9 protein-coding genes are annotated in these 11,691 nt (G+C 40.9%); 5 read left to right on the top strand and 4 right to left on the bottom strand.

Translation table 11 applies throughout. The features are described 5' to 3' along the window. The first annotated feature begins 32 nt into the window (after positions 1-32). Entirely contained in the window at positions 33-1,697 is a 1,665-nt protein-coding gene (gene glnS / locus ACYVIL_RS05935) for a glutamine--tRNA ligase (RefSeq protein WP_460311894.1), read from the top strand. Between the two features lie 131 nt (positions 1,698-1,828). Here the strand turns inward: glnS and ACYVIL_RS05930 are convergent, their stop codons facing one another. Next, on the bottom strand, positions 1,829-2,575 hold the full coding sequence (locus tag ACYVIL_RS05930) for a YciK family oxidoreductase (protein ID WP_460311893.1): 747 nt from the start codon (positions 2,573-2,575) through the stop codon (positions 1,829-1,831). A gap of 352 nt (positions 2,576-2,927) precedes the next feature. On the opposite strand from ACYVIL_RS05930, the gene ACYVIL_RS05925 reads away from it, so the two are divergent. Next, positions 2,928-5,507: a VolA/Pla-1 family phospholipase gene (locus tag ACYVIL_RS05925; protein WP_460311892.1), complete on the top strand. Its 2,580-nt coding sequence runs from the start codon at positions 2,928-2,930 to the stop codon at positions 5,505-5,507. A 264-nt stretch (positions 5,508-5,771) separates the two neighbouring features. Beyond that, positions 5,772-6,794: a protease SohB gene (sohB, locus tag ACYVIL_RS05920; protein WP_303473775.1), complete on the top strand. Its 1,023-nt coding sequence runs from the start codon at positions 5,772-5,774 to the stop codon at positions 6,792-6,794. Positions 6,795-6,869: 75 nt separating this feature from the next. Here sohB and ACYVIL_RS05915 read toward each other — a convergent pair whose 3' ends face one another. Next, positions 6,870-8,699: a M2 family metallopeptidase gene (locus ACYVIL_RS05915; RefSeq protein WP_460311891.1), complete on the bottom strand. Its 1,830-nt coding sequence runs from the start codon at positions 8,697-8,699 to the stop codon at positions 6,870-6,872. Positions 8,700-8,778: 79 nt separating this feature from the next. Beyond that, positions 8,779-9,114, bottom strand: a complete 336-nt coding sequence (locus tag ACYVIL_RS05910; RefSeq protein WP_303473777.1) for a hypothetical protein — start codon at positions 9,112-9,114, stop codon at positions 8,779-8,781. 129 nt (positions 9,115-9,243) lie between these two features. On the opposite strand from ACYVIL_RS05910, the gene ACYVIL_RS05905 reads away from it, so the two are divergent. Next, positions 9,244-10,005 (top strand): Nif3-like dinuclear metal center hexameric protein, encoded by a 762-nt coding sequence (locus ACYVIL_RS05905; RefSeq protein WP_460311890.1) that lies wholly within the window; start codon positions 9,244-9,246, stop codon positions 10,003-10,005. Positions 10,006-10,051: 46 nt separating this feature from the next. Here ACYVIL_RS05905 and ACYVIL_RS05900 read toward each other — a convergent pair whose 3' ends face one another. Next, positions 10,052-10,810 (bottom strand): ElyC/SanA/YdcF family protein, encoded by a 759-nt coding sequence (locus tag ACYVIL_RS05900; protein ID WP_460311889.1) that lies wholly within the window; start codon positions 10,808-10,810, stop codon positions 10,052-10,054. A gap of 67 nt (positions 10,811-10,877) precedes the next feature. Here ACYVIL_RS05900 and ACYVIL_RS05895 point away from each other — a divergent pair, with 67 nt between their 5' ends. Then, positions 10,878-11,639: a methyltransferase domain-containing protein gene (locus ACYVIL_RS05895; protein ID WP_460311888.1), complete on the top strand. Its 762-nt coding sequence runs from the start codon at positions 10,878-10,880 to the stop codon at positions 11,637-11,639. Positions 11,640-11,691 lie beyond the last annotated feature (52 nt).

Raw genomic sequence — 11,691 nt, 5'->3', positions numbered from 1 at the left:
TTTCTAATACACGTGTTACAGGGGAACTATTAATGGCCGAGACAGACATTCGTCCGACCAACTTCATACGTCAAATTATTGATAAAGATTTGCAAGCAGGGTTGCACAAACAAATTCACACTCGCTTTCCGCCTGAGCCTAATGGTTATCTGCATATAGGCCATGCGAAGTCAATCTGCCTGAATTTTGGTATTGCACAAGATTATCAAGGAACCTGTAACCTCAGGTTTGATGATACTAATCCTGACAAAGAAGATATTGATTATGTTAACTCAATCAAGAACGATGTTCATTGGTTAGGGTTTGAATGGGAAGGAGATGCCCGTTACTCTTCAAACTATTTTGATCAATTGCATGCCTATGCGACTGAATTAATCGAGAAAGGGTTGGCATATGTTGACTTCTCAACCCAAGAAGCAATGCGAGAAATGCGTGGCACCTTAACCCAACCAGGACAAAATAGTCCTTATCGCGACACCAGTGTTGAACAAAACTTGGAAGAGTTTAGTAAAATGACAGCCGGTGAATATGCTGAAGGGCAGTGTGTTTTGCGGGCTAAAATTGATATGACGTCTGCATTCATGTGTATGCGTGATCCTGTCATCTATCGGGTTAAGTTTGCTCACCATCATCAAACCGGTGATAAATGGTGCGTATACCCAATGTACGATTTTACCCACTGTATATCAGACGCTATCGAAGGTATCACTCATTCTCTTTGTACTTTAGAGTTTCAGGACAACCGTCGTTTGTATGACTGGGTGATAGATAATATTGATATTCAGTCACAACCACGTCAATACGAATTTTCACGTTTGAATCTTGAATACACGGTATTGAGCAAACGTAAATTAATTCAGTTGGTTGAAGAAGAGCATGTCAGTGGATGGGATGATCCGCGTATGCCTACCATTGCCGGATTGCGCCGTAGAGGGTATACAGCAGATTCAGTGCGTGAATTTTGTAAACGCATTGGTGTGACTAAAATGGACAATATGGTTGAAATGGGCATGCTTGAAGCCTGTATCCGTGATGATCTTAACGAAAATGCAAATCGGGCAATGGCGGTTTTATCGCCAGTGAAGGTGGTAATCGAGAATTATCCTGAGGATCAGGTTGAACAGCTTAGCGCAGCTAACCATCCAAATGATGAAAGCAAAGGAACCCGCAGTATTCCGTTTACGCAAGAAGTATTAATCGAAGCTGACGACTTTCGTGAACAAGCGAATAAGAAGTTTAAACGCTTAGTTCTGGGAAAAGAGGTTCGTTTACGAAATGCTTATGTGATTAAGGCCGAGCGTGTTGAAAAGAATGAGGAAGGGGAAGTCACCACCATTTTCTGTAGCTATGATCCCGATACATTGGGTAAAGATCCTGCCGATGGACGCAAAGTAAAAGGTGTGATCCACTGGGTTAGTGCTAGTAAAGCCTTGCCTGCTGAAATTCGACTTTATGATCGATTGTTTACAACGCCTAACCCTGCTGCTGAAGAGAACTTTGTAGACTGTATTAACCCAGATTCATTAGTTGTCAAAAATGGCTGGGTAGAGCCTAGTTTGTTAGAAGCTGAAATTAATCAAACCGTGCAATTCGAACGCACTGGGTATTTCTGCAAAGATAAAGACAGTACTGAAAGCAAATTGGTATTTAACCGTACCGTGGGCTTGCGAGATACCTGGGCAAAAATTGGCGATTAGGTTGGTATAAGCCTAGTTTACAATTTTAGTTACATGGAAAGAAAAAATGCGGCTTTTATAAGTCGCATTTTTTCTTTAATTATGTTGTTTTTGTTTAACTCAATACCGTGCCTTTGGCATTGCTCAAAATACTAAGACTTTGGTTGAGCAACGAAGGTTTTTCCGTTTTCTTCTTTACTGTCATCCGACATCAAATATAAATATAGCGGCATGATATCTTCTGGTGCTTTCAGTGTACTTGCATCTTCACCTGGAAAAGCTTTAGAGCGCATGGAAGTGCGAGTTGCGCCTGGATTGATACAATTGAAGCGTAGACTGGTACCTGCATATTCATCGGCTAAAACTTGCATCATTCCTTCAGTGGCAAATTTTGATATGGAGTAGGTACCCCAGTAGGCTCTTCCCTGGCTGCCGACAGTGGAACTTGTGAAAACAATCGAAGCGGTAGGGGCAAGTTCAAGGGCTTCTAATAATGCTTGTGTCATTAGAAATTGACTGTTTAGATTCACTTGCATGACTTGCTTAAAAATATTTTCTTCAATCTGCTTGAACGGTTCTAAATGTCCCAGCACACTCGCATTTTGTAACACACCATCTAATTTTCCAAACTGATTTATAATGGTGTTGGCCATATCCTGATAGTGCTTTTTTGTCGCGCCTTGCATATCTAATGGCACTATGGCGGGCTCTGGATAACCCTCATTGACTATTTCATCGTAGACTGATTCAAGTTTTTTAACTGTGCGGCCTAACAGTATAACTGTGGCCCCATGTTTGGCAAAGTGAATAGCAGCCGACTTACCAATGCCTGCTCCGGCACCAGTGATTAATATTGTTTTATTTTGTAGGGCATTTAAAGGGGCAGAAAAATTGAGCATGTTAAAATGTGAGTTAAACAAAAGGTATGGAATTCTAACATTTATGGGCTTTTTGAGGTATTCATTTTTAAATTAACTGGGGAATCAAATAAGCTCAAGAAAGAAATCGTTGAAAGTCTAATGTGACGGTTATTTATACATAACCAGCAAAACATAACTCTTTTACAAGTAGCCAGTCTAACATTATTTTAACAAACTCATTTGCAAAAAACTAACAAAGCCAATACTATGGGGGCAATGACAACTGGTCATACTTGTTGAAAGGTGGAAGGCACAAACAATGTACAGATGTTGCCTAAAAAATCGACTTTTCACATGTGTATCAATGAATTAACTGTATTTGGGAGAAATAATGAAAAAACTGTTAATCAGCACAAGTATCGCTGCAGTGTTTGTGCTCGCTGGTTGCGGTGGTGGCGACGAACTCAAAGAAATCCAACAAGATACAACGAAAACAGTTCCCGCTTCACGTATTATGTTTGACCCCTCCAATAGTGTATTGAACGTACCAAATGACTTATTTTTTGCGTTAGTGGAAGTGACTGATGATGGTACTTTAGAAATGCCGGATGAGGTTGCGGGTCAGGCTAATGGCGGGACCCCTGATTTTGGCAACCCTTCAGCCGCCTTGGGGGCGCTAGATGGTTGGTCAACGCAACACCCGTTTACTTTTTCAACTTCTCATCCAGAAGGCGTGAGTTTAGACGCTGAGTCGGTCGCTAGTGCTGGCGCAGTTAGGATATTCGAAGGTGCCATTGGTGGTGATTTGAATGCTCCCGATTGCACATATGTTTCACCGATTACAGGCTGTAAGGTGGGCGAAGAGTTGACCTTTGGGGTTGATTTTATCACCACAGCAAGTGGTGATGATGTGGCTATCGTGCCCCTTAAACCTTTCAAAGAGTCTACTTCTTATTATGTGGTAGCAACCAATAAATTGACCGCCGGTGGACAAGCGTTAAAGCCGTCAACAACCTATGAGTTAGTAAGACAAGACATCAACACCTTACCTTTGGCAACCGAATCTCAGCTTAGTTTACAAGGAATAATCAATTCTTATGAAGCTGTATTAACGAGCCAAGGGGGCTTGAGTCAGGATGAGATAATATTTAGTTATACTTTTACTACTCAATCAACTACGCAAATCATCAATACCGTTAAACAATTGCAAATTGCACCTTTTGCACAAGCTCTTCAATCTGGGCTTTCGGTTGAAGATGCTGCGGCATTTTTACCAGTTATCCCGGTATCGGACGCACCGGTTTCAACGGCGTTTGATATGTTGGCACCAAGCCTTTTGGGAGAAGAGCAAATGGCCGGCCTTACGGCGGTAGGACTCAATACCTGTGATGGTATGATTTCCGCGATTTCTGATCCTTCGTCGCCTTTATTCGAAACTGCTGCTAGCGTTTTCCCGCAAGTCGGAGCGTTTTGTGCCGCTTCTCTGAAAGCCGGAGTTATTGACTTACCTTATTACAGTGATCCAGCCGATCCGTTAAATGGACGTTGGGAAGCCGCTTGTACAAATGGCTTAGCTTTACAAACTTTAGGCAGTGAGCAGATAGCGACATTAATCGCTAATGGCACTATTTCTGTTGGGCCGAATAACGACTTATGTCAAGCAGCATCAGACGGCCAACTCCTTGATTTGGATTTGACTAATGTGGGCGTCAATGACTTACGTCATGTAACCCGCTACAGCCCAATACCAGCGGCTCAAGGAACAAACGCAGATGGTACGCAAACCATTGATGTGCAAGTTACCGTTCCTGATCCCACTGTGATTGCCGTCTTAGCAACAATACCTGATTCAGGTGTAACTGCCATTAGCAAGCCAGAATCAGGCTGGCCTGTGGTAATTTTACAGCACGGTATTACCTCTAAAAAAGAAGACTTCTTAGCAATTACCGGGGCGCTATCCCTTGCTGGTTACGCAACAGTCGCAATTGATCACCCTTTACACGGTAGCCGAGGTTTTACTATTGACGGTGAAATTGTTAATACATCAACTGGTTTTGGTGGTTCAACTACGGATTATTTAAATCTGGCTTCGTTATTAACAACGCGAGATAACAATCGACAAAGCATTGTTGATGTCATGGGGTTAAGATTAGGTTTGAATGCCGTTGTTGATCTAACTGGTGGAAGTGTAGATTTAGATGGTAGTCAGGTTTCTTATGTTGGACAGAGTCTAGGTTCTATTACCGGTATTTCTTCTGTCGCTTCTTCGAATAGATCATTCGGTGAATCTAGTCCCCTTGCTGCCTTTGACTCTATGTATCAATTTGAAACCGCGGTATTCAGCGTTCCTGGTGGCGGTATTGGCGGTTTCTTGATTGAATCACCTAGCTTTAGCAATTTAATTAAAGGGTCGCTACTGGCATCTTCATCTGCAGAGTTTCAAGCTTTCTTAGTTGACTATGCTACGGAAAATCAAGTCCCAGCTGAAGAAGCAATAATCCCTGCATTTATTGCTTATGAAGCGCAACTTGATGACACCGGTCTAGCTGAAATTAATGCTACGTTTGCTAGTTTCGTGTTTGCAGCCCAGACTATTATTGATGCGTCAGATCCAAATAACTTTGCGTCTTTACTTGCTTCCAATACAAGCTTCATGTTTCAAGAAGTGATTGGTGGCGGGATTAATGATGATGGTTCAACTGCGTTGCCAGATCAGGTTATTCCTAACACAACAGTCAATTCATCAACCTTTGCAGGTACAGAGCCGTTGGCAAGTTTTGCAGGTTTAAGCGGAGTTTCAAGCACCACTGAAGGTAATGGGTTAGTGCGTTTTATTGCCGGAGGACATTCCAGTTTATTAAGTCCTACACCTAGTGCTGCAGTGACAACTGAAATGCAAAAACAAGCTGCGGCATTTTTTGCCACCGGCGGAACCATTGTCATTTCTGATCCATCAGTAGTATCCAATTAAGGTAAGATGATATTTCAATAAGCCAAGTCGATGACTTGGCTTTTTTTTGCCTTCCGTTTATACATTTATATGTTGTCCCACTAAGGACTGGGTTATATTCTGACTATCGTCATTATTTATGGGTTATTGAAATCTGCAAATAATGCGCTTTTAATCTCTTATTTTGTCCCCACATTAAGGGATTACTATTTGGAACGGTTTATTCCGCTCCTCATCTAATAATTTGAAGAAGTTGATTTTTAAATCAATACAAAGGAGTTACGCTTGGAGTTTTTATTTCAATATGGGTTGTTTTTAGCCAAAGCAATCACCATTGTGGTGGCCATTTTATTGGCAGTTGGCGGTATAGTTGCACTTGCTTCCAAGCAAAAACAGGGCGATGGACAATTAGAAATTAAATCTATGTCTGAGCAGTTCGAGGAGTTAAAAGAACATGCGCAAAACCTCCTTTTAAGTAAAGAGCAACTTAAGAAAAAGCAAAAAGAACAGAAAAAAGCAGAAAAAGCAGCCAAAAAGAAAGATCAAGATAGTCAAAAGTCGAATCTTTTTGTTGTCGATTTTAAAGGTTCAATGGATGCCCACGAAGTCGACAGTTTGCGTGAGGAAGTCACCGCAATTTTATGTGCAGCTCAGCCACAAGACGAAGTTTTAGTGCGTTTAGAAAGTGGTGGTGGGGTCGTCCATGGTTATGGGTTAGCTGCATCACAGTTACAACGCCTCAAAGATAAAAATATTCATCTTACTGCTGCTGTGGATAAAGTTGCTGCCAGCGGAGGGTATATGATGGCCTGTGTTGCAGATAACGTATTGAGCGCTAAGTTCGCGATTATTGGCTCTATCGGTGTGATTGCGCAACTGCCTAACTTTCATAAAGTTTTGAAGAAAAATGATATTGAGTTTGAGCAGCACACTGCGGGTGATTTTAAGCGCACTTTAACCTTGTTTGGAGAAAATACGGAGCAGGGACGTGATAAATTCAAACAAGAGTTAGAAGAGGTGCATGTCATGTTTAAAGACTTTGTTTCTTCACACCGCACAGATTTAAACATAGATAAAGTGGCGACCGGTGAATATTGGTATGGAAGTCGAGCAAAAGAGCTTGGATTGGTGGATACTATCCAAACATCGGATGATTTCTTGATGAGTAAATTAGACAGTCGCAACATTTTTTCCGTTAAATACAGTAAGAAAAAAGGTCTAGCAGAAAAGTTTGGTAAAGCCGCGTCTATTGGGATTGAGTCGGCTTTTGTAAAGCTTTGGTCTAAAAGTCAGACGTTGTTTAAATAGCCCTCGATTAATTTACACGCAATGACAAAAAAGAGCGACCTAGGTCGCTCTTTTTTGTGCTGATTGGTTATTTATTTACCATCCACATTGTCTGTCTTGGTTTTGCTCATCTAACCAAGCTTTTAATGGTTCAAAGTAATCAAGAATGGCCGTGGCATCCATTTCTGATTTACCGGTTAAGGTTTCCAATGCTTCTTGCCAAGGTTTGCTTTGTCCCATTTCCAACATGTTATTCAAAGCTGTGCCAGCTTCTTTACTACCGTATATCGAACAGCGGTGCACAGGGCCTTGATCACCGGCTATTTCACATAAACTCTTATGGAATTGGAACTGTAAGATATGGGCTAAAAAGTAGCGTGTATAAGGTGTATTTGCTGGTACATGATACTTAGCACCTGGATCAAATGCATCAGCAGGGCGTTCAACTGGGGCTTTCAAGCCTTGATACTTCTCGCGAAGTTCCCACCAAGCAGTATTGTATTGTTCAGGTGTTACTTCCCCTGAGAATACCTTCCAACGCCACTGATCAACCATAAGCCCGAAGGGCACAAATGCTATTTTATCCAAAGCCAATTTAAGCAACATGCCAATATCATTTGAGGCATCAGGTATCGAATCAACTAAACCAATTTCTTTTAAATATTTTGGTGTAATGGATAACGCGATTGTGTCACCAATTGCCTCATGGAAGCCATCATTAGCCGAGTTTTGGTATGCCATTGGCTGTTTATTATAGGCTCGTTGATAATAGTTATGGCCTAATTCATGGTGAATGGTAGCGAAATCTTCACCATTTTTCTGAATACACATTTTAATTCGCAGATCGTCAATGTTATCTATATTCCAAGCTGAAGCATGGCATACGGCATCTCGCTCGGTGGGTTGGGTAAACATCGAACGTTCCCAAAAGGTGTCAGGCAAAGGCGCAAAACCTAAGGATGAAAAGAAAGATTCGGCTTGCTTAACCATCTGTATCTCATCGTAATTATGCTCTTCCAAGGCTTTGGTGATATCGATAACGTCCATTTCTTGTTGTGGCTTTACGATATCATAGATATTTCCCCAGGATTGCCCCCACATATTACCCAATAAGTGAGCAGGGATAGGTTCACCTTGAGGCACAACATTTTCACCATATTTTTCGCCTAACTCGGCACGTACGTGACAGTGTAGTGCTTCATAAAATGGTTTAACTTGTCCCCATAATCGATCAAGTTCTTGGCTAAATGCATCTGCTTCCATATCATAGCTACCGCGCCACAATTCACTTAAATCTTTTTTACCTAATTCTTGTGCACCTAAATTCGCCAGTTCAGTTTGCTCCGCATATAGTGATTTCATCGGAGGAGATACTTGTCGCCAACCTTCCCACATTTCTAACAATAGTTTGGGGTCACGTTCGGTGGCCATAATATTGGACATTTCAGGCAGACTGAAACATTCGTTTTCACTGCGGCAATACTTTCCTGAACCATACATTCCGCCTAACTCTGATCCTATTTGTGCTAAACGAGCAGATTTTTTAGGATCTTCAGGAGCGGGCATAACTAAACTATTGGTCATTAAATTTAATTTTCTGCGCGTATCTTGGTCAACTTCAACGGCATTAAATTTTGCTGATTCTTTGGCATAATTTGTTGCTAAGGAAGTGAATTTTTCATTGAAGTATGCGCTTAACGCTGCGGTGTCTTGATTAATGTATGTTTGATAAGCCCACTCGGCTTGAGCCGCAGGAATAAGAATTTCTGCAAGATCCTGTTGTGCTGTTTCAACAAACTGCTGCGCATCTTTTTTTGTTAACACCTTAGGTTCAGATTGAGGAGAAGTTTCTTGTTTATCCCCACATGCTGCTAACCCTAAGGCAGCAATAACAAATAGTGCGCTTTGAGTACGTTTGAACGTCATGTGCTTTTCCTTTTTATAACAGAAATAAAAAAGCGGCTAATAAGCCGCTGTCATCGATTATTATTAGCCATTGTACAAATTAACGTGGCAGTTTTGAACCAGGATTTTGAGCCATAATTTTTTCTTGCCAATAGTCTTTAACTGAAAAGCTATGTTTTACTTTGGATTTTGTCACTGTTTTTGTTGCTGAATCTGGTTTCGGTTCTGATTTAGCTGTTTTCTTAAGTGTCTCGTTTTTAGCGTTCCCTGATGTAAGGTCATGAGTCATTTCTTCGAGGGCAGACAATCGGACATTTTTTCCACCATCGACACTGTACCAGCCACCCTTAGCTTCGATAGTTGGTGTTTTGCCATGTGCGGATTTGTATGCTTCGGTAAAATTTTCGATGATCTGTTCTTTGTCCAATTTGCTCATTGTAGGGTCTGCACCTTTTTACTAAAATTTATTGCTATTGTTGGAATGCTTTTATACCGTGTTTTCTGAAAAATGTCTAATTTCGACAATTATGTATATTAAATGATAATAAAGTGTTAAAGGGTGGCTATGAGCATCAATAACCGAACGTTGTTAACTTATCTCAATCAATTACTTAAACCTGAAAAGATTAAAGATTATTGTCCTAATGGATTACAGGTAGAAGGAACTCCCGAAATTCGTAAAATTGTTACTGGGGTGACAGCCTGTCAGGCGTTAATTGATCGCGCTGTAGGGTTAAATGCAGATGCCATCTTTGTTCATCATGGTTATTTTTGGCGTGGTGAAAACCCTTGTATCATAGGGATGAAACGACAGAGAATTAAAGACCTAATCAATAATGATATTAACCTCTATGGTTACCATTTACCTTTAGATATCCACCCAGAATTGGGGAATAATGCGCAATTAGCAAAACGGCTCAATATTGACGTTATTGGAGGTTTAGAGCAAAAAAATCCGCAAAGTGTTGCCATGTTAGGACAATTTGAAATGCCTCTACCGCTGCATGAACTGGCAATCAATATTGAAACCTCTTTACAAAGAAAACCGCAGATAATTAATGCTGGCGATCACAATATTAAATCAATTGCTTGGTGCACAGGTGGCGGTCAGAGCTATATAGAAATGGCAGCAGAACAGGGTGTGGATGCGTTTATAAGCGGTGAAATATCAGAACAAACGGTTCATGTTGCTAGGGAAATGGGCATTCATTTTATCGCTGCTGGGCACCATGCTACTGAACGCTATGGCGCTAAGGCTGTAGGTGAATATTTAGCCCGGTCCTTTGATATAGATGTGACGTTTGTAGATATAGACAATCCCGTTTAAGACGACTTTTTCGCCGCTTAGTTTTAAAGGAGCACTTAGTTTTTGATTAGAACCAACTCTTTATTTTAACCCAAGTGTTTCCCATCCATTCGTACCACCAGCGTTCAAATTTGTATATGTTTTTAGAGTTCGGTAGCAAATAACCGCTGTCGCCGTCTTCTGAATCTCTGACTAGGTGCTCGGTTGGTGCTGCAATGGGGATTAACCCTTGTTGTTGGAATAAATGCATTGCACGTTTCATGTGTGAGGCTGAGGTGACTAACGCAAATTGGTTGTTCTGCAGTGTGTCGCGCAAGTTAGCGGCTTCTTCTTCAGTGTCTTTTGACAAAGGAACCTCAATAATACGACTTTCTGGAATACCCATGGCAATGAGAAACTGCGCATTCATATAGGCATTACTAAATGTTTGACTACCGACGTTACCTGAAGTCAATATCTTTGCCCGTGGATTATATTGTAATATTCTGATGGCTTCGGTAGCTCTGATGAGCGAGCAAGGAGATAGTTGAGACGTGATGGGGACGGCCCTATCATTGATGTGAGAACAGCCAAGTACAACGATAAAATTTACCTTTTTGGATAAATCGTATTGTGGATATTGTCGCTCCAGGGAATGCAAAAGCGTATTGGGTACGGGGGCAAAAGACACTAAAATGAAGCTCACTATGCCGACAATCATAAACAGATTGGCTCGAGCGTACTTTTTTCGCCATAAACAAATTAACGCGGTGATTAAACATATTAAAATTACCGGTAAAGGCATTAAGAATACACCGATAAACTTTTTAAAAAGGAACAAATCCACGTAAAATGATCTCCATTAAAGTCACGTACAGTGAGAGGCTAAACCTCTTGTCAAAAAATATCATTCTATGAGTAAAAAATCAGATCAAAGTTTTGATTCATTGATGGATAAATTTGCTAACAATATTTACGGTTCCAGTAAAGGTAAACTGCGCCATGAATTGTTAGTTAATAATCTTAATCAGTATATCAATCATAACGATAAACCGCTCGACATTATTGACGTTGGGGGCGGTACAGGAATCATGAGTAAAGTCATGCTTGAATGGGGGCATAAACTTACATTTAATGACTTGTCTGCAGATGCCGTGGCGATGGCTAAAAAAAATTTAGCAAATTATGAAAATGTGAGCTTTGTGTGCAGTTCATTGAGTGATTTGCCCACTCAACAGACCTATGATGTGGTGATATGCCACGCCGTTTTAGAGTGGTTAGAGTCGCCACTTGAGGCTATTTCTTCTTTGCTAACAAAAGTAAAGCCGGGTGGGGTACTGTCTTTAAGCTTTTTCAATAAGGATGCCCATAGGTTTGGTAATCTGCTGTACGGTAACTTCGACTATGTTGCAGCTGATATGAAGCATAAAAATACCGTGAGATTGAATCCTAATAATGCATTAGAACCGCAAAAAGTTATTCATCATCTAGATGACTTGCCGTGTGAAATTATTAGCAGCGCGGGTATCCGTTGCTTTCATGATTATTTAAGGGATATCACTAAGCAAACCGACGAATACGAAAAGATTAAAGCCGCTGAAATAAAATATGGTCATAGGGAACCATACAAATGGTTGGGCAAGTATTTCCATCTTATTCTTCGCTGTAACTCCTGATTTCGGGGTAAATTGACCCAGCAACCACTTTTTATTACGAGTACTGAATAAC

It is taken from the genome of Aliiglaciecola aliphaticivorans (genome assembly GCF_054782055.1).
The sequence above is the reverse complement of the archived record's forward strand: the minus strand, read 5'-3'. Positions and strand labels throughout refer to the sequence as shown.